16 protein-coding genes are annotated in these 24,446 nt (G+C 47.8%); 13 read left to right on the top strand and 3 right to left on the bottom strand.

Annotated features, from left to right (window positions below; genetic code table 11):
* Nucleotides 1–19 precede the first annotated feature (19 nt).
* From FRZ59_RS08985 to FRZ59_RS09040, 12 genes are all read left to right on the top strand, one after another.
* The gene (locus FRZ59_RS08985) at nucleotides 20–1,345 is read left to right on the top strand and encodes an ArnT family glycosyltransferase (protein WP_132130752.1); all 1,326 of its coding nucleotides are present in this window, start codon (nucleotides 20–22) and stop codon (nucleotides 1,343–1,345) included.
* Entirely contained in the window at nucleotides 1,338–1,832 is a 495-nt protein-coding gene (locus FRZ59_RS08990) for a glycosyltransferase family 2 protein (protein ID WP_147698287.1), read from the top strand. Before FRZ59_RS08985 ends, FRZ59_RS08990 begins: the two co-directional genes overlap by 8 nt.
* Nucleotides 1,833–1,870: 38 nt before the next feature.
* Nucleotides 1,871–2,326: a hypothetical protein gene (locus FRZ59_RS08995; RefSeq protein ID WP_147698288.1), complete on the top strand. Its 456-nt coding sequence runs from the start codon at nucleotides 1,871–1,873 to the stop codon at nucleotides 2,324–2,326.
* Nucleotides 2,327–2,560: 234 nt separating this feature from the next.
* Nucleotides 2,561–3,670 carry an efflux RND transporter periplasmic adaptor subunit gene (locus FRZ59_RS09000; protein WP_158640580.1) on the top strand — a complete coding sequence of 370 codons (1,110 nt, stop codon included), beginning with the start codon at nucleotides 2,561–2,563 and terminating at the stop codon, nucleotides 3,668–3,670.
* Between the two features lie 15 nt (nucleotides 3,671–3,685).
* Nucleotides 3,686–5,482, top strand: coding sequence for an efflux RND transporter permease subunit (locus FRZ59_RS09005; RefSeq protein WP_147698289.1), 1,797 nt, complete (start codon nucleotides 3,686–3,688; stop codon nucleotides 5,480–5,482).
* The gene (locus FRZ59_RS09010; protein ID WP_147698290.1) at nucleotides 5,479–6,891 is read left to right on the top strand and encodes an efflux RND transporter permease subunit; all 1,413 of its coding nucleotides are present in this window, start codon (nucleotides 5,479–5,481) and stop codon (nucleotides 6,889–6,891) included. The genes FRZ59_RS09005 and FRZ59_RS09010 overlap by 4 nt, the downstream gene beginning before the upstream one ends.
* Nucleotides 6,884–10,042, top strand: coding sequence for an efflux RND transporter permease subunit (locus FRZ59_RS09015; RefSeq protein ID WP_132130748.1), 3,159 nt, complete (start codon nucleotides 6,884–6,886; stop codon nucleotides 10,040–10,042). Before FRZ59_RS09010 ends, FRZ59_RS09015 begins: the two co-directional genes overlap by 8 nt.
* A gap of 5 nt (nucleotides 10,043–10,047) precedes the next feature.
* Nucleotides 10,048–11,532 carry a TolC family protein gene (locus FRZ59_RS09020; protein WP_132130747.1) on the top strand — a complete coding sequence of 495 codons (1,485 nt, stop codon included), beginning with the start codon at nucleotides 10,048–10,050 and terminating at the stop codon, nucleotides 11,530–11,532.
* A 317-nt stretch (nucleotides 11,533–11,849) separates the two neighbouring features.
* Nucleotides 11,850–13,409, top strand: a complete 1,560-nt coding sequence (istA, locus tag FRZ59_RS09025; RefSeq protein WP_158640556.1) for an IS21 family transposase — start codon at nucleotides 11,850–11,852, stop codon at nucleotides 13,407–13,409.
* 21 nt (nucleotides 13,410–13,430) lie between these two features.
* Nucleotides 13,431–14,192, top strand: a complete 762-nt coding sequence (gene istB, locus FRZ59_RS09030) for an IS21-like element helper ATPase IstB (RefSeq protein ID WP_132130816.1) — start codon at nucleotides 13,431–13,433, stop codon at nucleotides 14,190–14,192.
* Nucleotides 14,193–14,283: 91 nt separating this feature from the next.
* Entirely contained in the window at nucleotides 14,284–15,333 is a 1,050-nt protein-coding gene (locus tag FRZ59_RS09035) for a DUF4934 domain-containing protein (RefSeq protein ID WP_132130802.1), read from the top strand.
* On the top strand, nucleotides 15,284–16,594 hold the full coding sequence (locus tag FRZ59_RS09040) for a DUF4934 domain-containing protein (RefSeq protein WP_132130803.1): 1,311 nt from the start codon (nucleotides 15,284–15,286) through the stop codon (nucleotides 16,592–16,594). Before FRZ59_RS09035 ends, FRZ59_RS09040 begins: the two co-directional genes overlap by 50 nt.
* An 81-nt stretch (nucleotides 16,595–16,675) precedes the next feature.
* Here the strand turns inward: FRZ59_RS09040 and FRZ59_RS09045 are convergent, their stop codons facing one another.
* Complete coding sequence (locus FRZ59_RS09045) at nucleotides 16,676–17,758, bottom strand: DUF4934 domain-containing protein (protein WP_225975006.1); 1,083 nt, start codon at nucleotides 17,756–17,758, stop codon at nucleotides 16,676–16,678.
* Between the two features lie 326 nt (nucleotides 17,759–18,084).
* Entirely contained in the window at nucleotides 18,085–19,026 is a 942-nt protein-coding gene (locus tag FRZ59_RS09050) for an IS1595 family transposase (RefSeq protein ID WP_132130833.1), read from the bottom strand.
* A 263-nt stretch (nucleotides 19,027–19,289) separates the two neighbouring features.
* Between FRZ59_RS09050 and FRZ59_RS09055 the strand changes: the two genes are divergently transcribed.
* A complete protein-coding gene (locus tag FRZ59_RS09055; protein WP_132130345.1) occupies nucleotides 19,290–21,668 on the top strand; it encodes an ABC transporter permease in 2,379 nt (792 codons plus the stop codon).
* Between the two features lie 15 nt (nucleotides 21,669–21,683).
* Here the strand turns inward: FRZ59_RS09055 and FRZ59_RS09060 are convergent, their stop codons facing one another.
* The gene (locus FRZ59_RS09060; RefSeq protein WP_132130344.1) at nucleotides 21,684–24,401 is read right to left on the bottom strand and encodes an outer membrane beta-barrel protein; all 2,718 of its coding nucleotides are present in this window, start codon (nucleotides 24,399–24,401) and stop codon (nucleotides 21,684–21,686) included.
* Nucleotides 24,402–24,446 lie beyond the last annotated feature (45 nt).

Genomic DNA, 24,446 nt, shown 5'->3' on the forward strand with positions numbered 1-24,446 from the left:
ATGTATTTCCGTTAAATGGATGAAGGTCGCTAAAAATATATATCTGCTTCCTTTAGTGTTGGCAATAGTTGCCATGATTGCGCTATTTCCAACATTTGCCAATGATTTTCAAAATAGCTGGGATGATCAGTGGCAGCTTTTACAAAATCCATTTATAGTGGATCATTCCTATCAAAGTATCCTGTATCACTTTTCAAATTTTTATCACGGCCAATATTCACCGGTAAATACTTTAGCTTATATAGCAGTTTATAAGTTGTTTGGGTTTGACCCCTTCGCGTTTCATGCTATGTGCTTATGGTTTCATGTTTTAAATGTATTGCTGGTCTATTTTGCCTTACAATATTTAGTACGGGAGTTGCTTCCGGATTTTTCGATACAAAGAGTAAGAGTTTTTTGCTTTTTAACTACTTTTATCTTTGCCATTCATCCTTTGCAGGTAGAGTCAGTCGCCTGGATAAGCGCCTCAAAGGTGGTACTCTACTCGTTTTTTATCTTAATAGCATTATTGAGCTACATAAAATACATTAAAACAGGTAGCTGGTATTGGTTATTGTTAACCGGATTTGCTTACATATTAGCTTTTGGCTCAAAAGAGCAGGCAATCATACTGCCGTTGTTACTTTTTGTGATTGATTATGGCTTCGGCCGGCTCAAAGGCATCAAGATTAATAAAGGTTTTTTTTTAAAAAGAACCATTTTAGAAAAAATTCCTTTTTTTATAATGGCCATATTGTTTTGGTGTTTTTCATTGGTCAATAATCTTGGTGCGATTGGGGGCGGAAATTCATATCCGTTTTACCAAAGATTATTAATGAGTATGCAAAGTATGACAGAGTATATTTTTCGTTTTATTGCTCCGGTAAAACTCTATTATTTTTATTTTTTTCCGATTCAAAAAGGCGAGTCCCTGCCCTGGTATTATCTGGGGTATGCAGTCTTGGTGTTAATCATTGCTTATTTTATATGGGAGCATTACAAAAGACAGAATAACTTAATAGTTTTTGGTTTTCTTTTTTTTGTGGTGAATCTGTTCCTGGTGCTGCACATAATTCCGATGCCTCGCAAAATGTTTACTGCTGACAGGTATATGTACTTAAGTATTGTAGGTCTGGCTGCCATACTGGTATGGTATATAGACTATCTTATTTCTAAATACCCTCAATATAGAAAATTTGTCATAACATCTACAGCTATCTATCTAATGGTGCTGGGAAGTCATACTTATATTCGGACCAAGGATTGGCAAAATAGCGAGAAAATAAAGAGCAATGTTCGGGAGCTAATAGAAATAAGGAAGGCCGAAGGTAAAGGAATCATAAACAATCCATTGGAGGATGAATAAATTTCTGTTATCGATAATCATCCCTTGCTATAACGAAGCCGAAAACTTAAAGGAGTTTTACCGTCGCGCCAAAGCAGTTTTAGCCGTGTATGAGTATTATCTGTTGTTTATAGACGATGGTAGTACGGATGGGAGCCTGGAAATATTGAAGAATTTGGCTGCAGCAGATGACAGGGTGCGATATGTTCATCTGTCGCGTAACTTCGGTCATCAAAATGCCTTGAAAGCGGGGTACGACCATGCACGGGATGCCGATTGTGTGGTTTGTATGGACGCTGATATTCAGCATCCACCTGAACTGATACCCCAATTGATAGCGCAATGGCAAAAGGGCTATAAAGTGGTTAACACACGCAGGATGGATAATGGGTCCGAGCCCGTCTTGAAGAGGCTGGCTTCAAAAGGGTTTTATTCCGTGATAAATAGGATAAGCAATCTGAAACTGGTGCCCGGGGGGCTGATTTCAGGCTGTTGGATGCGCAGGTAGTTACACAATTGTCCTTCTTTAACGAAAATGCCCTGTTTATGCGTGAACTGGTACCTTGGTTAGGTTTTAAACAGTGTACGGTTGCGTTCGATGTGGAAGAGCGTTTTGGGGGAAACAGCAAATATTCATTTAAAAAACAAGTTTCGTTTTCGTTAAGAGGGCTGGTTTCGTCGAGCATTGCACCACTGAGGGCAGCTATTTTTATAGGGCTGGTGATAGCCGGGTTGTCTTTTGCTTACGGGATTTATGCCCTGTATGTACATTGGTTTACCGTTAAAGCCTTGCCAGGTTGGACATCGGTAATGGCGGGAATACTTTTTGTCGGTGGTTTGCAGCTGTTATTGATGGGCATTATTGGCGAATACCTCGGTAAGACCTTTTTGGAAAGCCGGAAACGGCCACTATACATTGTTGAAGAATGTAGTACCGGAAGTTTGAAACAACATAACCCAGTGATTCTGCGTGAAAGGGAGAAATTGGATATCGATATGTAAATATTTATTAGGTAGCTTAACCCTATCAAAGCTGGCAGTCGGTGTATTCTGAAAATAATATTTTGACTTAAGGTGAAATTTATTTATAATTGAATACTGACCAATAAATTTGCATATCGTAAAACTTGAACAATGCCTTTAATGTGCGGGGAATTTGTCGTCACAAAACATCTTCTTGGCGTTTCCAAAAATTAACCCTTTTGTACTCAAACATACAATGAAATAACCACTAAATTGAAGACAAGACGCGCTTTATTTTCCAACTATTTATATATCGTCATTATATCGGCGGTTAGCAGTTGTCAGACTCTTTCTTCAAAGGAGGCCGGAGAGGAGGCGATAGGTGATAGCTCATCATCCTTGCTTGAAAATACTTTGGAAGAACCTTCCGTTAGATTTGCTTCGGTAGAGCTTCATACCTTCAACAAAGAACTCAAAAGCAACGGAACGGTGTCCGCCACAAGAAAAGCAGTCGTTGCGTTCCGGCAGGAAGGCACCATCCAGGATATCTATGTCAAGGAAGGCGACCGGGTAAACAAAGGGCAGAAGCTTGCGGCAATAGAGCAGGAAACATACCATCGGAACTTAGCACAAAAAAAACTTCAGTTGACCAAAGCGCGGCTTGATTTTGAGGATTTGCTGCTGCGGATGGGGTATAAGCTAAAGGATACGGCGGAACTTGACCGGGAAGTCTCGCAAATGGCGCGGATACGCAGCGGATTGGGGCAGGCGCTGTATGATCTGGAGCTGGCGGAAGAGGAACTGGCAAATACGGTGGTAACGGCGCCTTTTTCGGGGTTGATTGCGGATGTGCAGGCGCGGCCTTATAATTCGACGTCGGTAGCCGGGGGTAGGCTTTGTACTTTAATTGACAACAACAACCTGACTGTTGAGTTTCCGGTGCTGGAATCTGAACTGGCTTTTATCCGGAAAAGCGGGCGAATTACTGTTTCATTGTTCAATAACAAAGAGAAGATTTATCCTGGCAGGGTAACTTCCATTAATCCCCGGGTGGATAACAACGGGATGGTGCAGGTTCAGGCTTTCATAGACAATACGGACAATCAGCTCCTGGATGGGATGAATGTCCGGGTAAGCATCAACCAGTCGGTGGCGGACCAGTTGGTGGTTCCTAAGGAGGCGGTGCTGGACCGGCAGGGGAGGAAGGTGGTATTTACGTATGAGGACAGCGTGGCCAAATGGAATTACGTGGAGATTGGTTTGGAGAATGGCACGCAGTACACCATTACTTCCGGGCTGGAACCGGGCGATATGGTGATCTATGAGGGGAATTTCAACCTGGCGCATGATAAACCGGTGCAGGTAAAAACGCCGGGTGAATAAAAAACAAACTGCTAAATGAAAGACGGCGCAGCGAAAATAAAGATACCTGCTTTTTCAGTGATCATTGTTTTCTTTGCGCTGTGTGTAGTAGGAGCATCGCTGGTTCCTTTTCTCTCCCTGCAATTGCTGCCATCGCGAACGCTGGCTTCGGCCACGGTTCATTGTTATATGCCAAATGCTACGCCGGAAACCACGGAGCTGGAGCTTACTACGCCTATTGAGGATGTTTTGTCGCGCATCAAGGGGATTAAGAGCATGAATTCGCTTTCCTGGAGCGGGACTTCTTATGTGAATATGGCGCTGGATAAGTGGACGGATCCGGAAATGTTCCGGTTTGAGGCGGCTACTTTGCTCCGGCAGTTAACCGATAAGCTTCCCGAAAATGCCAGCTATCCCACTATATATTTAAACCGGCCCGCAGAGAACAGCGGCAGCAACAGGGCTATTCTTCAATATTCGATAAACGGGCCTGGAAGCGTGGCGGAGATCGCAGCGCGTGTAGAGGAAAGTTTTCGTCCTGCGCTTTCTTCGATAGATGGGATTTACGATATATCCATCTCGGGGGCAAGGCCGCGGCGGCTGGAGGTTATTTGCCGGGATGCGGTAATGCGGCAGTTAGGGATTGGCCGGAACGAAATAGCTGGTTCCCTTCAAAGGGCGCTTTCTACGGCGCATATCGGCACGGCGGCCTGGGATGAAACCGGCGGGCGCAGCAATATTATTATAAAGCAAACGGAAATGACACCGGCGGAGCTGCTGGAACTGCCGGTCACCATTAAGGGGAAGCGCATTTTTCGTTTGTCAGAGCTGGCGGAAGTGGAGGTGGTTCCAACGCCGGCTTCTTCCTATTACCGAATCAACGGTCAGAACCGGGTTAGCCTTGGTATTTACCCGGAAGAGCATGTAAACACGCTCGTGCTGGCCGGGCAAATAAAAGAAGAAATTACCCGCATAGGTAGTACCCTTCCGCCGGGATACCGGGTGGCCGAACAATACGACGCTACTGAATTCATTAAGGAAGAACTTAGTAAAATTTACCTGCGCACAGGGCTTTCTGTGGTGGTTTTACTGGTATTTGTATTCATCCTGGCCAGGAGGGTCCGGTATCTGCTGATAATTATTGCCGGCCTGGCGGCCAATGTGCTTCTTTCTTTTATCTTTTATTATTTCCTGGGGCTGGAAATTCATTTGTATTCCATGGCCGGGGTGACTATTTCCCTGGGGCTGATCATTGATAATATGATCGTGATCGTGGATGATATTCGCCATACGGGAAAGAACAGGATCTTTGCGGCTATTCTTGCTTCCACCCTTACCGCGCTGGGGGCGCTGTCGGTAATTTTTTTCCTGGAAGAGCAGCAGCAGGCAAACCTGCTTGATTTCGCGATAGCCATCATGATCAGTTTGCTGGTCTCGCTTCCGGTGGCTTATTTGCTTATCCCCGCCTTACTGGAAAAGTTTCCTGTTCCTGTCAGGAGAAACCGGGTGTATTTCAAAAGAAAAAGAGGGTCGGTCCGTTTCAGCAGATGGTACCGGAGACAGATCGCTTTTATGGCCCGTTTTCGCCTTGCATTTATTTTCTTCTTTGTGTTGCTGTTTGGTTTGCCTGTTTTTCTGCTGCCTGAAGAAATTGAAAAGGAGACAATCTGGGCAAAATTATACAATAAGACGCTTGGAAGCGATACCTATAGCCAGCATATCCGCCCGGTGGTGAACAAAATATTTGGCGGGACGCTTCGCCTTTTTGTGGAGGGAGGAAAGGGGGCGCTAACTATGGCAATGACAATGAGCAGCGAACCACCCTGCACGTGAATATCACGATGCCCAACGGCGCCACCCTGGAGCAGATGAATGCGGTCACGGAAGAGTTTGAGCAATACCTGCGCGGGTTTCCCCAACTGGACGTGTTTACGGCTTCGGTTTCGGGCCCTAACCAGGCGCGGATTGCCATCTATTTTAAGGAAGCATACGAACATGGATTTCCCTTTCACCTGAAGCAGCTGCTGGAAAGCAAGGCCATTCTATCTGGCGCGGCTGATTTTGGCGTATATGGGGTGGGACAGGGATTCAGCAATGCGCTGCGTATGGAGAACTTTGATTCCAGCATTACCGTGAAGGGCTATAACTATGACCAGGTTTACGAGTATGCCTCCCTGGTGAGGGACTCACTGATGCAGTATGCCCGTGTAAAGGACATTGTGATTACTACTCAGGACCGCTGGAGCTACCGCTCGCATTACGAGTTTGAAATTGATGTGAACCGGCCGCAGGCACTGGCGCTGGCCGGGACAAATAAAAGCAGGATTACTTCCTACCTGGGAAGTGCGACTGAACACTATTCCACCATAGGCGCTATGATCCTTGAAAATGAGCGGGTTCCGGTAATTGTGCGTTCGAATAAAGGGCAGGTTGCGCCGGTGTGGAACATTATGAATGCGCCGGTTTCAGGGAATGGGCAGGTAGCAGGTAACCCGAATACATTTACCCGGCTGGGCAATATGAGTGTGATTGAGAAGCATAAGGTAGGGGAGGGAATTTATAAGGAGAACAGGGAATACCTGCTGAATGTCCACTATCTCTTTATTGGTACCTATACGTTGAATGCGCTGGTAAAGGAAAAGGTCGTGAACTCGGTAAACGAGATGCTGCCTTTTGGTTATAAAGCGTATAGCCCGGGCGGAAGAAATCCTTTTGGCGGGGACGGCGACTATCGTTACCTGTGGATGCTCCTTCTGGTATTGTGCATCATTTATGCGATATGTGCTATCCTGCTGGAGTCCCTGCTGCAGCCGCTTGCGGTGATCTGCATGATCCCGTTTTCGTTTATCGGGGTATTCCTCACATTTTACTGGCTGAATCTGAGCTTCGGGCAGGGCGGATACGCTTCCCTGCTGATGCTGAGCGGCCTGGTGACAAATGCGGCGCTGTATATTATCAACGATATTAACTTTCTCCGGAAAAAGCATTCGAAACGGATCATTTCGGCCAGGGATATATTTGTGGAAGCCTATAATCATAAGATCATCCCCGTGAGCATTACTACGGCTTCGGCGATCCTTGGCCTGCTGCCTTTCATGCTGGCGGGTGAGGAGAGCGGTTTTTGGTTTACGCTGTCTGCGGGGACGATTGGCGGGCTCGTATTTTCGGTCGCAGGTGTATACTTGCTGTTGCCCTTATTCTTCTCGAAAAAACAGAGATCTCAAAAAACAGGATATGATTAGATTTCTGGTAAAAAGACCGGTTGCTGTTATTGTTAGTTTTATTGCGCTCCTTCTCATTGGAGCCGCGGCCGCCCTTTTTATTCCCGTATCCTTATTACCCGATATAGATGTGCCGGAGATCACCGTGCAGGTGGATAAGGCCGATGCTTCTTCGGGAGAAATAGAGCAGGCGATCATTCGCCCGATCCGTGAGGGCCTTGTACAGCTGCATGGCCTGGAGCGAATTGAAAGTACTTCCAGGGAGGGACGCGGAACCGTTCGCCTTAGTTTCGAACACGGTACCAATACGGACCTGGCCTTCATTGAAGTGAATGAGAAGATTGACCGGTCCATGAACCGTCTTCCCCGCGATGTGGAACGTCCTCTGGTGGTAAAGGCGAGTACTTCGGATATCCCGGCTTTCTACCTGAATGTTCAGCTTAAAAATACGGGAGAGGCGGCTGCGGATGAACGCCGCTTTCTTGAATTCAGCGATTTTGTCCGGCAGATACTAAAACGCCGCCTGGAGCAGCTGCCGGAAGTGGCTATGGTGGATCTCAGCGGCCTGGAAGAATCCGAGATCCTTATTTCTCCTTACACGGGGAAGCTCAGGACATTGGGGCTGACCCCGGCGGCCGTGCAGCAGGCCTTGCAGGAGCATAATATCCAGTTAGGTAATATCCTTGTCAGGGACGGTCATTACCAGTATTATCTCCGGTTTTCTTCAGGGCTGTACAGTACAGCGGATATCAAAGACCTTTACCTGAACATCAGCGGCCGGTTGTTCCGACTGGAGGACATTGCCAGCGTAAGGCTGGTGGAAGAGCAGGCCAAAGGCGCCTTCTTTTCAGGGCAGCACAGAGCGATCAGTATGGCGGTGATCAAGCAATCGTCGGCACGTATGGAAGACCTGCGGGAAAATACGCGGCAGCTGATGACGCTTTTCGAAAAGGACTATCCCGGCATGTCCTTTGAACTGGCGCAGGACCAGTCAGCCCTGCTGGACTATTCGATCAGCAACCTGAAACAGGACCTGCTCATTGGAGGGTCATTGGCTTTCCTGCTGATGCTGGCCTTCATCAAAAAGCTGCGGGCGGCGGTACTTATCGGGATCACTATCCCCGTATCCCTCGTGATTTCCCAGCTAGTGTTCTTCATGACCGGGCTTTCCATTAATATTATTTCGCTGAGCGGACTGATCCTGGGACTGGGGATGATCATCGACAATTCCATTGTGGTTATTGACAATATCACCCAGCATCGCGAAAAGGGCTTATCCCTGGAAGATGCCTGTGTGGCGGGAACCGAAGAAGTAATTCGCCCGCTGATCAGCTCGGTGCTGACCAATTGCGCGGTATTTCTCCCGCTGATTTTCCTGAGCGGCATTGCCGGCACGCTGTTTTATGACCAGGCGCTGTCCATTACCATCGGGATCATTGTTTCATTATTCGTCTCCGTATTGCTGCTTCCCGTGCTTTATAGATTGCTGCACAGGGGAAAACAGGACGAAAGACCTCCAAACCGGAAATGGGAACTGTTGAACGTCACCGGCTGGTATGAGGCTGGCCTTGCTTTCGTGTTCAAACGAAAAGCGCTGTCCTTATCGCTGTCCGCTCTTTTGCTGGCCGCCGGTGCTATGGTTTATATGCAGCTGGACAAAGAACGATTCCCCCGTCTTTCGCGCGCGGATTTCGAAATGTTCATCGACTGGAACGAGGCGATACCCCTGGAGGAAAACCAGGCTCGTACGCTTTCCTTGCTAAATACCGCCGGGGAGCAGGTTCAGTCTGCCAATTCCTGGATAGGGCAGCAGCAATACCTGCTGAATAAGACCTATGACCTTAGCCTTTCGGAATCGAAAACCTATATCAACACGCCATCCCCGGCGCAGGTGGCCCCCCTGGAGGACCTGCTTTCAGCAAAACTGCAGCAGCAATACCCGCAGGCGATTCTCCGTTTTTCCGCGGCTAAAACACCCTTCGAAGAAGTATTTGGCGAAAAACAAGCGCCGCTGCGGGTCGAGATCAGCGACCAGGAAAACAACAATATGCCCGCCGTAGGGGAAACCGCGGCTGTCATGGACGCGATCCGGAGCCGCTTTCCGGACGTTTCCCTGAAACCGCTGCCGCTTCGCGAGAACCTGATCCTCTCTGTCCGCACGGAGCAGGCGCTGCTCTATAATGTGCCCACGGACGTTATCCGGAATACGGTAGAAACCGCCCTTAAATCAAAGCAGGTATCCACGCTCCGCGGCGGGCAGTCTGTCATTCCTATCGTAATGGGAAGTACGGAGAAACAGCCTCTTGCCAGCTTTTTGTCAACGGCTGCTGTCCGGAGCAATGACAGCGTTTATGTGCCGCTGGCTTCGCTTGTGAACATGGAAAGGGAGCATGGGTATAAATACATCAGCGCCGGGCGGCAAGGCCAATATTACCCGATAGCCATTGAAACAGAAGAACCGGAGGCCGTTCTGAAGGAGATCCAGGAGAATGTTTCCCCGGCCTTCCCCGAGTTGTCGTTCAGCTATAGCGGAAGTTATTTTTTTAATAATGTGCTTATAAAGGAAATGGCAGTGATTTTGGTCATTGCCGTATTGCTGCTTTATTTTATCCTGGCCGCCCAGTTTGAATCCCTGATGCAGCCCCTGATCATTCTCCTGGAGCTTCCCATTGATATTGCCGGCGCCTTGCTGATGCTCTACATTTTCGGCGGCAGCATTAACCTGATGTCCATGATCGGCATTATCGTTATGTGCGGGATCATTATCAACGATTCTATCCTGAAAATAGATGCTATTAACCAACTAAGGAAAAAGGGCTACGGATTAATGGAAGCCATCCGCGCTGCCGGCCATACCAGGCTGAAATCCATTGTGATGATCAGCCTCACCACGGTTGGTGCGCTTTCGCCTACGCTGTTCATGCACGACATCGGTTCCGAACTCCAGCGGCCGCTGGCCCTTACCCTTATCGGCGGAATGCTGTTGGGGATGGTAGTGAGCCTGCTGTTTATTCCGCTGGTCTATTGGTTTATTTACCGGAATAGCGACGTCCCGGGCCGGGATCACCCGGGATCGCATGCAACAGGCTTGCCAGGCCCGGACGTTGGTAACCCGAACGCTGGTAACCCGGAATCGCCGTTTGCTAACCCGGGCTCCTTACTCAAAACCTGAACTTGATGAAGAAAATCTATCTCTACCCAATTGTATTTTATAGTATCGCTTGCCTGGTCAACGCTTCCGGCGTCTATGCCCAAAATTCCGCAGCCCCGCTGAATTTAAGCCTCAAAGACGCCATTGGCAGGGCCCAGGAGAATTCCTTCGATTACCAGGCCGCTTATAACCAATACCAAAGAAGCTTCTGGGACTTTCAGAACTATAAAGCCGCATTTTATCCGAAACTGCACCTGGACGGCACCTTTCCCAACTATACAAGGGCCATCGGGCGCGTCACCTTGCCTACCGGTGAAGATATATTTGTGGAACAGAACCAGGCATACAGCTCCCTGGACCTTGGGATCAGCCAGAATGTAAAAGCTACGGGCGGTGTCCTGACCCTTTCTTCCTCGGTAAACAGGATCGATGTCTTTGGGAATAACCGGGACATTACCTATTCGGCCGTGCCTCTATCCATTACTTACCGGCAGAACAGCCTTGGCTTTAATTCTTTTAAATGGCAGAAGCAGATCGCTCCCCTGTTATATGAAACAGCACAGAAAGAATTGACCGAAGATATGGAAAACATTAGCCTGGCTACTGTAGGATACTATTTCGAAATGCTGGCTGTACAGGCGGCACTCAACCTTTCCCGGCAAAACCTGGCCAGCGCCGATACGCTATACAAAATTTCCAGCGATCGCTTCCGCCTGGGAACCGTCTCAAAAAGCGACCTGCTGCAGCTCCGGTTAAGCATCCTGAATGCGCAGAACCAGGTGACCCAGGATAGCGTGAGCATGGTGCTGGCCCGGCAGAAAATGCTGCAGTACCTGGACCTGCCCCCCGATACGGAATTGGCGCTGGAGGTGCCTGACGAAATCGTGTTTTTCGCGGTAGACCAGGAACAAGCATTAAAAGAAGCCACCGAAAACAGCAAAACCGAAGTGCAATTCCAGACAAAAGAACTGGAGGCAAAGCGGGCCATGATGCAGGCGAAGGCCGAAAGCAGGATCTCCTTCAGCCTGCGTGCCAACCTGGGCGTTTCCAAAACGGCGCCTACCTTTCCGCTGCTCTACAATAATCTTGACAACCAGCAGAACATTATGCTGACCTTCTCCCTCCCGCTGCTAGACTGGGGAGACGCCCGCACAAGGGTGCAGCGGGCAGCTTCCAACCTGGAGCTGATAAAAAGCGAAAATAAACGGGACCGTACCACATTTGAACAGGAAGTATTGCTGCAAGTCTCCCGCTGGAACCTGCAGCAAAAACTCATGGCCGCCGCCCTGGAAACCCGCGAAATAGCCCTCGAGCGCTACGAACTGGACAAACAGCGCTACCTATCCGGAAATATCACCCTGAACGACCTCAATATTGCCCAGCAGCAAAAAGATCAGGCCATTAACGAATACGTCCAGGCCCTGGAAACCTACTGGGATCTTTACTACCGCCTGCGAAAACTTACCCTTTATGATTTTAAACAGCGGCAGGAAGTAGAATATTCGAAATGAAAATGTCAGGTAAATATATGGCGACAAACACGAAAGCAGTACTGCTCTTTTTATTGCTTGTTCAGGTTTCACTCCAAACTTCCTGCGTAAGATCATCAAAGAATCTAAAGAGCGAATTCCCCGTAGACACGGTAGAATTTAATAGCATTTTGGAAGAGAAACTTTTGCTGTGTAAACGGAAAATAAGAATGCACAAAAAATAGAAAATAGGAATACCCAGAATTTGGCAACAAGAATGCACAGGTTTTCCGGGAATGGGGCCGCGGCCCCATTCCCGGATTTCCCGAGCTTCGGCGGTTCACCAAAACACGTCGAAGATGAATGTATTCTTGAACAAATTTATGATGTATTACGAGATTCACCGCATGGACCGCGAAGATTGTTCCGTGTCCTACATCAGCCGAACGCTGGGCATTAACCGACGAACCGTCAAAAAGTACCTGCTCATGAGCGAGCAGGACTATGAGCAGCACCTGATCAGTGGAACCCGGCGCCCCAAAACACTGCTGCCTTATGAAGGGTTTATCAAAGAACGCTTAACCCTTTACCCGGACACATCAGCCGCTCAGTTGTTTGATTGGCTGAAGGAGCATCATGCTGATCTCCCCCCGGTTAGTAGCCGAACTGTTTTTAATTTCGTCGCCTCCATGCGGGAAAAATACAACATCCCCCGCACCAAAATGTTGAGAGACTGTGGCCCCGTCCCTGAGCTTCCCTATGGGCTGCAGGTCCAGGTTGATTTCGGGCAATACAATATGCGCAGAAGTGATGGCGGTACTGCCAAGGTCTTTTTTTTGACGATGGTACTTTCCCGGTCCCGCTACAAGTATGTTTGGTTCCTGGATCATCCGTTTACTACTGAGGAGGCCATCACCGCTCATGAAGCAGGGTTTGCTTTCTTTGGCGGAGTCGCCGGGGAAGCCGTTTATGACCAGGACCGGCTGTTTCTTATCAGTGAAAACCATGGTGACCTGATCCTGACCGATGCCTTCCGGCAGTATGTCCGTCTGCGCGCCTTCCGCCTCCACTTCTGCCGCAAGGCAGATCCCCAGAGCAAGGGAAAGGTGGAGAACGTGATCCGGTATGTCAAGCAGAACTTCCTGTATAACCGTACCTATTACGACCCGGACACCCTGCAGGAAGAAGCATTAGGCTGGTTGGGGCGCACCGCCAATGCCCTCACCCACGAGGGAACCGGCAAGGTCCCTTACAGCGAATGGGTCACTGAGCAGCCATTCCTGGTTCCTTACACACCCATTGCCGTTACCCCGGTGAAGGCAGCTTATACCGTGCGAAAAGACAACACCATCTGCTTCAAAAGTAATTACTACTCTCTTCCCCTGGGCACCTACCAGGGCAGGGGAAGTCAGGTCACCCTTCAGGTGGAGGGCACTCAGCTGGTAATCTGGGGGGAAGAAGGCAAATTGATTTGCAAGCATACCATCTCTGCGGGGAAGGGACAGAAGATCATCAATAACGATCACAAACGGGATAAGTCAGGGCCCATCTCGGCACTTATCGAAGAGGTAGCCGCTTTGCTGGAAGAGCCGGATCTGGGGCGGCAGCTGCTGCAGCGGATCCGGAAAGACAAGCCCCGTTACGTGCGCGATCAGCTGCTACTGCTCAGGGAGATCATCCAGGGAGCCGATAAGGAGATCGTGAAACAAGCCCTGGAATATGCCCTTGCCCGGCAGATCGTCAGCGCCACCGATTTTCGGGCTCTGGTAGCACACTATGGCAAACAAAAGGAGCAGAAAGACGGCCAAAGCAACATCCGCTATCTAAACCCCTTAGGAGGGAAGCTTCCGCTGGCGGCCCTGACAGCCCCCGATAAAAGTAATATCGATGATTACGAGCAATTGTTAAACGGTAAATAATAACCACTTCACTATTAGATCATGACAGAAAAAAAAGAACAGATCAAACACCTGTGCAAGCAGTTTAAGATGAGCGGGATCGCCCACTCCCTGGACACGCTCATCGCCCAGGGGGAATCCCAGGAAATGGGCCTGACCGAATTCACCTGGAATCTTCTTGAGACAGAAGCTTCCCATCGCCAGCAGCGGGAAATGGAAAGGCGGTTAAAAACCGCCCGCCTGCCTGCCTCCTCTTCCCTGGAAGCCTACGATGCCACCGTGGAGAACGGCCTTCCTAAAAATCGCTTAAATCAGCTCAGGGAGCTTAACTGGTTAGATCAAATCTATAATATCATCCTGCTCGGTCCCAGCGGCGTGGGTAAAACACATTTGGCGGCCGGTCTCTGCAGAGACGCCATCCAGGGAGGGTACAATGCCTTCTTCCGAACAATGGAGGATATTATGAATATGCTGAAAATGAAAGACATGACCCGATCTGCCATGGCCGACTATAAACGCCTGACCAAGGCACAACTCATCGTCATCGACGATATGATGCTCTTCCCGGTAGAAAAAGCTCAGGCCGTCGCCTTGTTCAACTTCATTAACCATTTGTATGAAAGCACTTCCTTCATTATCACTACCAATAAGATGCCGGCTGAATGGGCAGGCCTGCTGGGCGACGAGGTCCTGGCAACCGCTCTATTGGACCGCCTGCTCTACCGGTGCGAAGCCATCACACTCACCGGAAAAAGCTATCGTTTAAAGCATCGAAAATCTATCTTTGAACACTCCACTGCTTAACCTATATTTGACCCGGTAATTGTGCACCCTTGTTTCCAAAAACTGTGCATTCCTAATTGCCAAAAACTGTGCACTTTGAGTTTCCGGTTACATGCTGTCTTCTCTGTTTGACAGCTATGAGTATATCGTACTCAAAAAAGATAGTAATGATGATAAACAGGTGTTCGGTGAAATCTCGGAAATTGTTTCATTTAACGACAGGCTGATAATTTTTGATAACGATGTGGCAAACGGGCTATTTGTATATGATAATAGCGGCAATTTTATTTTTTCACTGTTAAACGGCGCCGGTCCTTCAGAGGTTCGGGGGATCGAAGATTTTTGTATAGATGAAGAGAATAACAACGTATTGGTATTGGATAACGGAAATAAAACTATAAAATTATTTTCCCTGGAGAGCGGAGAGTTTTTAAACAGTTTTCCCTTAGATCATTTTTGCCAAGGTATAGCATACGTTGGAAATGGAAATGTGATTCTAAGTGTCAGTGAAATGACTGCAGAGGAAATTTACGACGGAGCCAAACTAATATTAAAGAATTTAGATCAACCGGGGGCTATCACTATACCTGTTTTTGTTAATGAATCAAATCGTTATCTTTCATTTGGCGGAGGTGGTACTAAGTTTCTTAAAACCAGTTCTGAAATTTACTTTTCACAAGCATTCGGGAATGAAATTTTTATGTTTTCACGAGAAGGCGGAAGGCCGCTAAAAAAGCTGTTTGTTGACTTTGGCGCTAATGATTTGAGAAATCATGCGAAAAACATCACGGACGTAGAAAGCCTTACCAAATATGCTGCCCACTCAAACTCGGCCCGTCTTTTCGGTATGTATAATTCGATAGCCAAGAACAATTTAATATATATGGTCAGCAATCAGGAATCATTTAACTACCTTCTGGTAAGTAAAGATTTGAATGAATATATCGCCTATAAAAGTATTGAAAACGATCTGTATAACTTACCGGCAACGTTCCTGGCAGGTTATTCCAACAGCGGGGAGGCTTATACTTTTATTGATCCGGAAACTATTCAATTCTATCTTGACCAGGGCTTTGAATTAGAGGAGCCATTGCGCGAAAAATTAGGGGATTTTGACATACTTAATAGTAACCCGGTTATTGTCAGACTGTATAATAAATAGACGCATGCTACGATTCTACAAAACAAAATCCGGTTTCCGGGCAGTCAATTGGCTTTTTTTAATGACACTCCTGGCAGCGGCGATTTTAACTGCTTGCGGAAATTCTGGAAAAGAACGAGACAGTCTATTAGCAGTCAGCGATTCCGAGTCCCTATATAAAGTCAGTATTGATATTGATACCCTTGTCGAGCGGCATATAAGCTTATCAAGCGTAATGAAAGATAGCAAGCTGATCAAACTGGAGACATCCGATGAGTGCATGCTTGGAAGGGTGCAAAGTGTTCAGATTTTTGATGAAAAATTATTTATCGGCGATGCAGAAGGTACAGTGCTAGCCTTCGATATGGATGGACAATTCCTTTTTAAACTGGGAAATAAGGGGAAAGGGCCGGGGGAGTATATTAATGTCACCTCCTGGTATATTGACGGAATAAAAAACCAGGTTGTATTATTAGATAACGCGCAGCATAAACTGCTCTTTTTTAGTGGGGATGGAGAGTTTGTGTCGGAAGAGAATTTCTCATCGGTTTATTCCTCCGATGCGGTGCCTGCAGGGAAAAGCCAGGTGATCTTTTATAACGATTTTAACCATGCAAACAGGGACACTCCCTTTGCTTTAATGGTTTATGACCTTGAATCAAAGGAGATGGTAGCGACCGCCTTTCCGATCGAATGGGTAGAACCCGGATCTTATTTGAGTGAATCACCTTTTGCCAAGGACGGGAATAACATTTATTTTAAGCAATGCCACTCCTACCAAGTTTTCCGGATTAATACGGCCAGTAATACAGGCGGTATCGATATTCAACCCTATTTTGAAGTTGATTTTGGTGAACAGAACCTGCCTGCCGGCTTTATGACGAAGGAATTTGACAATAAGCGAATGGATATGGTGGAAAATGAAATTTACAAGCAGAAAAAGTATATAAGGAATGTTGAGTACGATATGACGACTGACTATGTATTGTATTCTTTTTCGGTGGGCCGGAACGTTTTTTATGGAATCTATTCAAAATCAGACCGGAAGAATATACTGTTTAACGGTACCAAAAATGACGTTTATCATTTACCGACATTTGGCATAAAGCTACTGCCGAACAATATGGCCTATGCTGTCGTTTACCCTGAATTTGTATATAGCGCTAGGGAGAGCTATTTGAAAAATGACCATGAAATGCCGGCAAAGATGAAAAACTACCTGGATGAAGTAGCAATTTCTGATAATCCCTCGATTATTATTGGAAAAATGGACCTGAACTAAGGGATCAGCGGTGAACACGACGGACAATGAAAGAGTTGGCCCCTGCATGCAAGACCATAGTCCCTCCCCATCTCCCGACTTTTAAAAAGCCCCCGGAGGTTTCACTTCGTAAATAAACAAAACCGGATTATCGCTGGCCTTAATCTTTGATGACAAGTCATATAATGGGAGTTTTTGAGAAGACCGCTTTTTCAGGAGCCGTTCATGTGTTTTAATCGTGGCTGCGTATTCGATAAAGGCAATCTTGTTGGCGTCCACTGGCAGATAGTTCGATAGTGTAAAGTTAAACCGGTCGTTTGTTATACTTTTGAAGCCCTGCAATTCCTGCTTCTGTTTGTCATAAAGGAAAATACCCAGGTTGGTTTGAAATAGCAACAGCTGTTCGGTGTCAATAACATCGTAAATGGAATAGACATAATATTGGGCCTGGATTTCATCAACTGCGTCCTCCGGCGAATGAGCGTTAAACAGATTGTCAGGAATAGTATGCGGGCCGAAATCAATTGCATATTTAACGGAAATCTCGTTTTCACGGATGCTGTAAATACGGTTATCGAACCTTTTCGTGAAAAACAGCGAAGAATTTTTGTTTAGAAGCTGTCCTCTGTGAGAAAGGAACTTATTTATGGACGTGTAGTCGGGATTTATCGGCAAATGTCGTTCTATTATATTTCCCTCTGCATCCAATACCTCCAGGTGAAAGGGATTCGGCTCGTTGTTAAAAGCTTCAAAATTCCGACAGTAATAGTAGTTGCCGTCTCTGACGGCTTCGAGGTATAATTTTTTTGTATGAATTTCCTTTACAAATTTTCCTGAGTAGTCGTAGATCTGAATTTTATAGGGCTTGTCGCACAGAAGAAGAATCTGTTTGTTGATTCTGTCCAGAAAGAAACTGGTGAGCTGGAGGTATTCATTAGGGCCGCGGCCTATACGTTGAATATGGTTGAGGTATTTTCCATCCGTATTAAAGATCACGAGTTTTTTTAAGCCTTTATCGAATATAAACAACAGGCTGTCATCTAACCTGATAGTTTCTGCGCGCCTGATCAGCGATTCCTCCCTTGTTTCCAGGTAAATTGGACGGTAAGCTTCAAAATAGGCGCTGTCGATTACACTCCTTTCATACTTATCCAAAGAAATCGCGATTGCCTCCGAATCGGACACCGGGGATGAATCCGAAGAACCGGTAGCGCAGGATACACTTAATCCTGCAATTAAAACGAGTAATGCAGCGATTAAATATGAGTGGATCTTCAAGCACTTCTACCGCTAGCGTCAAACATCCTTACGATCGCATAGCTAAGCGGAAGTACCAGGCTTATTACGATTTCTTTTGTTTCGAAATGAAAATTGAATATGATAATGGATAGTCCGCATAGGAACCATAAAACGCCGGTTGCCAGGAAAAAATTCCTGAAAAGATCACCTAATTTTTGCATGTTCGTATTTGTTACTCAAATTTTGTTTCGTTTAAATATATAATTAAATGATTATCCGCAATTATACCTGGCCTTTCCGTACCATGTATCGGCAACAGCAGCAACTATAAGCCGATCAAACAACTCTTTCCCAAAGTAGCGTCGGTTGACTTTATAGCAGAACTCATCGAGGTAGTTCTGAAGGTAGTCTGCTTTCACCTGATGGTTGATGCCCAAAAGGGCACGTTTAGCATTACTGATCATCGTATGCACCCAGGGTAGTACCTTGGAGGCTTCCTCAGGCTTAACGGTTCTCCGGACATGTTTGGAGACAATTTCGCTCAGTCTGTTAAAACCGCGCCACCCATCGCTCTTGATGGTCGTCACCGCCCGGGTACCACCCTGAACGGCTTGATTTACCGTAAGTGCTGAACTGTCAGGCACCACCACCATTTTCACGTAACGGAATGAAGATGATTTCTTATGCTTCTTGGGACGGCCTACTTTGGGTTCCACCTTGGCCATGACCACGACTTTGCTCTGCCCCTGGCTGCCACGGCCTCTTTTGGGAGGTTCATCGTCTTTCTCCTCTGAATGGGTCTTGAAAAAAGCATCATCCAATTCCACCACCCCTTCAAAATCATACTGCTCATCCCGAATGCCCATTACCGAGCGCAGCTTGTGCATCATGGCCCAAATGGGCTCATACCGTTTATGACCCAGCTGGCGCTGAAGTTCCAATGCCGAAATCCCCTTCTTGGTCATCGTCATCAGGTAAATCGCATATAACCAGTATTGAAACGGAAGTTTGGAACTTTCCATCACCGTTCCGCTACGAAGCGTTAGCCGATAACGGCAGCGTTTACAGTCGTGCGAATTGTAGGTCGTATTCCAATAATGCTCCCGGCTACCACATTTCTTACACACGATGCCCTGACGTTCCTTTATTGCTCTAAAATGAGCAATGCAGCTCGCCTCGTCAGGATACCGTTTTACAAACTCTATAAAATTCATAATCGCTTCTTTGATGCCCTAATATAAGCATTTAGGTAGTATTACGGACAATCATTTATAATTATTTACGTGGTTTTTCAATGAAAAATTACGACATTGATTTAATTGCACGACTGTCTGATGTATAGGAAACGCGTGTCCGATTCCGGACACGCTCCTGTTCGCAGGCGGACACGGCGCCCATAGAAACAAGGTTTATTGCCTCCGTGCGGACGTTTTTTCGCCTGGCCGCGTTATTGCTTCTTCCTGGAAAACGCTAAACCATGCTAAGGAATTACTTCAGAAGCGCCCTTAGAACTCTTTGGAAGAATAAGGTGTTCAGCCTGATTAATATAGCCGGGCTATCGCTGGGGATGGCCAGTATTGCTACGCTGGCCGTATTGGTCAACCAATATGTCAGCACCGATGATTTCTTCGCAAATAAAGAGCGGATGTATTACCTGAAAACCTTTACGCCGGACGGTCAAAGCTACCGGCAGACAACCTTTCCCTTGCTTTATGAAATTGAGCGTACTTGCCCGGAGGTGGCGGCGGTGACGCATTGGCAGGGGTATGACGCGCCCTGGTTAACGTTTGGCGAAAAGGAGATACAGGAGCAGACATATTATGTAGATACGGCGTTTTTGGAGGTGCTTTCTTTTCCGATGAAGGAAGGAAATGCGGCGACGGCCCTGGATAAGGAATATTCGGTGGTCATCAGCGAAAGGGTTCGTCAGCAATTATTCGGAGAGGAACCGGCTGCGGGCAAGTTTATTTCCGTGAACGATACGCTCCAGGTAAGCGTAACGGGAGTTATAGCGATCCCGCCAAATTCCTCGTTAAAAGGCGATGTGTTTTTCCCGATGGAATTCCTGAAAGGGCAGGTGCAAGGTTTTGATGAAATGGCCAACTGGTACAACACCTTCGCCGAGAGCTACCTGCTGCTGCATCCGGATGCGGACATTGAACAATTGAACGCAAAGATCAATGGGTTAGTGCAGCGGTTTTATCATGAGGGCCACCGGGATGCGGAGGTAAGGGTAGCGCCGTTCAGCGACCTGAAAACGGAATCGGGAGATCTCGTGCAGAAAATAATTATCGGGGCGGGCGCATCGGCCGGGTTTATCCTGCTGATCATGGTCATTAACCTGATCAACCTGAACATGGCAACGGCCCTGGGGAGATCAAGGGAAGTAGCTGTTCGCCGAATAATCGGGTCCGGAAAAGGAACGATCGCGCTGCAGTTTTGCCTTGAGAACGCCTTGCTGATGGTCGCGTCCCTGGCGATTGCCTTCGGCGTTTTCAAAGGGATTTTGCTTCCCTGGACCAGCGAGATCGTGGGAGGTCAGCTGGGAGAACTTTATTTCCGGGAAGGCCAGGCGCTGCGTGTTTCCCTGCTAATGCTGCTGGTGGCTTGCTTCGTTGTATTGATCGCCGCGGGCCTGCCCGCTATGCGCTTAACCTCCCTGAAAGTAACCGAGGCGGTAAAAGGCCTTCGTGCCAGGGGGAACTATAGTTTACGGAACGTTTTTATTACACTGCAATTCGCTCTGGGGATCGTATTTCTTTGTATCGCTGTGGTACTCAACAGGCAGATCCATTACATGAAAGCGGCGGCTCCGGGGTTTAACAAAGAGAATTTGGCAGTGGTTGACCTGGACCTTGCTTTCAGGAACCGGGAACAGGCTGCAGGCCGCCTGAACGGTGTGCTGGCGGATCTGCGGGCAAACCCTTATGTGGAAGGTTTTTCCACTTCACAGGTAATACCTACGCGTTATGATCAGAATTACAATCAGTTCATGGAGCCGGGCGGGAATAAAGAGGTTCATCTGCGGCAGGTGACCGTTGACGCCGGATTCGTATCTGCCTTCCAGATTCCCATTGTGGAAGGGCGGAATTTCAATGATGAACTGGAGGCCACCGAAGGAAATAAAGTGATCATCAATGAAACGGCCGTCAAGGAATTCGGCTGGTCCGAACCCATCGGCAAGACGCTTGTCGAGGGGAGCAATACAAGAAACACCTTAACGGTCATTGGAGTGATGAAAGACTTTCATTACAATAACCTGAAAGATCCCGTAGAGCCGCTGCTGCATTGGTATGGGGGGAAACAAGGCCTGAACTACAACCGGTACCTCAGTATCCGGGTAGGCGGCGGGCATTCGGCGGAAGTGCTGGCCGGCCTGGAACATGCATTTGCCGGAATACCTTCGCGAAAAGCCTTTTCCTTTCAACATATGAGCGATCTGGTGGACAAACAGTACTCCCTGGTGGAAGGCATACTCCGGATCACCAGCTACGTGGCGGTGCTTGCTATTCTTATTGCCTGCATGGGCATCCTTGGATTGGTGGTGCTGGTTGCCCGGCATCGCACCCGGGAAATCGGCATCCGGAAAGTCCTGGGCGCCACCGTGGCCAGTGTGGTTGCCCTGCTCGCGCGGGATTTTGTGAAGCTGGTGCTGATCGCCGTATTGATCGCAACGCCTTTAGCCTGGTACCTGATGCAGAAATGGCTCGAAGACTTTGCCTACCATGTTGATATCCACTGGTGGATGTTCGCGCTCGCCGGCCTGCTGGCGGTGCTGATCGCCTTGCTGACGGTGAGCTTCCAATCGATAAAAGCGGCCCTGGTGAACCCGGTGAATTCCCTGCGATCGGAATAAGAAGAGCCCCGGGGCTCAGCCGCCTCTGAAATTACGGATACTATAGGTAAAGGAGAGCATGAAGAATTGCTGCAGCATATTGGTGCGTTGATCTTCAATATACAACTCGGTCACATTCCTTTCGATGCTGTTATTTTGTTTCAGCAGGTCATTGACCGCCAAACAGATTTCGCCTCGGTCGCGTTCAAACAGCAGTTTGCTGATACTCAGGTTCCAGAGGAGAAAGTTACTGTCGTAACCTGCCGATGTGCCTGCATTTACACGATGATTCAATTCGGTTCGGAAAACGACACCTTTCCCAAATACAAAGTTGCCCCTGAAGTGAGTTGACTGGTTAAAATAATTTGTATTCAGCTGCGGGCGAACGGTGTTTTCAACAATGCGATAGGCGGAACGGGTGGATATGTTAAAATCGACTTTTTCGCTGATATTGCTGCTCAGGGAAATGCCGAGCCCAAAGTTATTGGTACTGGAAAAGGTTAGTTCATTATTGATCATGCCCGGCCTCCTGAAATAACCGGCCGAGCCGTTCAATTCAAGATTAGAAGCAATGAAAGGAACAGGTTGCCCATAGCTGACATGTGTTCGGACATCCCAGTTGCCTTCAGCAAGGTTCACCGGCCGGGTGAATTGTGAGCCTCGTTCCAGGACAATGTCTTTGCTGAGCTGTATGGGTTCTTCGGCAATGATCGTGCTGTTTGAAATCGTGTTTTTAGTGACGGAACCCTCAATCCGTGCATAAAATAGTTTGTTCGTTTCCGCGTCAAAGCTTTTGTAGCGCAGGTAAAGCTGGTTCCGGTAAGATTGACGTAATTCCGAGTTGCCGGTACGTATGTGCAGGGGGTTGGCATTGTGAATCACTTCCTGCAGCTGACCCATAGATGGTTCGTCTGTGTCTGTCCGGTAATCCAGCCGGAGGTTTTCGGATTCCGAAAACCGGTATTCCACTTCTACAGATGGAAGCAGGCTGTGGAACGTACGCTCCATATTGTATGGTTTGGGGAATACCTGGCTGTTTTCCAGGCTGGCCTGCTGGTATTCCGCTTCCAGTTCCACATTCAGTTGCTTAGTGCTGTACTGGTAGCCGGCTTCTATTTCCTGGCTTATGTAGTTGTTTTCAAATGTATTGCTAAGCAAGGTATCCAAAAGGGTATAATCGCCTGTTTCGGCTGCAAGATTGAATGCCTGCTCGTCCGAACGGTTCCGGTTATTGCCTGCGCCATACTCTATTTCTATTCTTGCGTTGTCTCCAACCGGCTCGGTGTAGGAGAAATTAAGATCCCAGGAAACCTGCCGGTTGTCAGGGTTTATAAACTGGTCCAATGTTTCATGAGGATCCTCACGGCTAAAAAAGGTGTTGTCTGCAAGGCGGAACGTTTCGCCTTGATCCCTGTCAATCCCCGTTTCCAGCCTGGTGGAGAACGTACGGCCTTTCTTTGGAAACCGGTGACGGTAATGAATTTCGTTTTCGAATTCCAGTTCTGACCCCTTGTAGGAGGAATTGTTTTCGGTTTGGTTAACCGGGCCCCGGTCATTGGCCGTATGTCCGAGGAAATAGGAAATGCCATGATCCTGTTCGACAGAAAAGCGGGGCTCAATTACGAGTTCGTTTTCTTCATTCGGGTCGTATTCCAGCCGCATCCGGAGCCGCTGCCCTGCCCAGGTGCTGTTCCGGTTGTTTTCTTCGGAATAAATCTGGCCGGAATCGCTGGAAAGAATGTAATCGCGGAATTGCAGGCGCTGGCTGAAGTTCTGGCGATGGTGGTAAGAATAATTGCCGCTTAACTCAAGTTTCTCTCCCCATTCGTCATTGTAATTTACAGAAATACGGTTAGTGGTGGCGTTGCCTTCGGAGCCGCCCCGCAGTTCACCTCCTGGCGTTTCCCCTATGGAATAACCGGAAGTATTTATGTCGTTGCTTACACCGGTTACCGTGATCCTTCTCTCCTCATTAAAAAAATTTACGCTGGCCCCTGCCATGTACCGTTGGTCGGTGCCGTAACCCAGGGAGGCCTGCCCGAACTGACCGCGCCTGCGGTCGGGCTTGGTAACAATATTAATGGCCTTGGTTTTGTTTCCATCATCGAAACCGCTGAATTCAGCCTGGTCGCTTTGCTTGTCAAAGACCTGGATATTCTGAATGATTTCCGCCGGCAAATTTTTAAGCGCCGCTTCCACATCTCCCTCGAAGAAGGGTTTCCCGTCAACGAGGATTTCCTGCACCGTTTCTCCCTGTGCCTGTACCTGCCCGTTCAGGACCTGGATGCCCGGCATTTTTTCTATGAGATTTTCAGCATTGGCGTTGTGCGATGTTTGAAAGGCGGAAGCATTAAACTGCGTGGTATCCCCCATTTGCTTTCCCATGGCAGGCGCGCCGGTCACCTGTATGCCATCGAGGGTCAGGGATGCTTCCGGGAGAAAGATAATTCCCAGGTTCAGGTTTTGCGTGGCCCGGATCGTTTTGACAAAGGGTTCGAATCCCAGGTAATCTATCTTTATCGTGTATTCGCCGGGGAGTACCTTCTCAAAGCGAAAGGTGCCATCGGAGCCGCTGATAGCTACCATGGGTGAACTTGCGGAAGGTGTTCCGGGCTGCCCTTCCAGGCGAACCGCCGCGCCGGGGACGCCACTTGTATCCGCTTCGCTTTTTATCGAGCCGAAAAGGGAATAGGCCTGGGAGTACGCCTGGAGAACAGTCCATGAAAGAAAAAATACAAGTAAAAGAATTCTCATCGGGAATGCGCGCTTATTTAAGACAATTATACATAATTCTTCCGA

The organism is Anseongella ginsenosidimutans, assembly GCF_008033235.1.
Taxonomy (GTDB): Bacteria; Bacteroidota; Bacteroidia; order Sphingobacteriales; family Sphingobacteriaceae; genus Anseongella; species Anseongella ginsenosidimutans.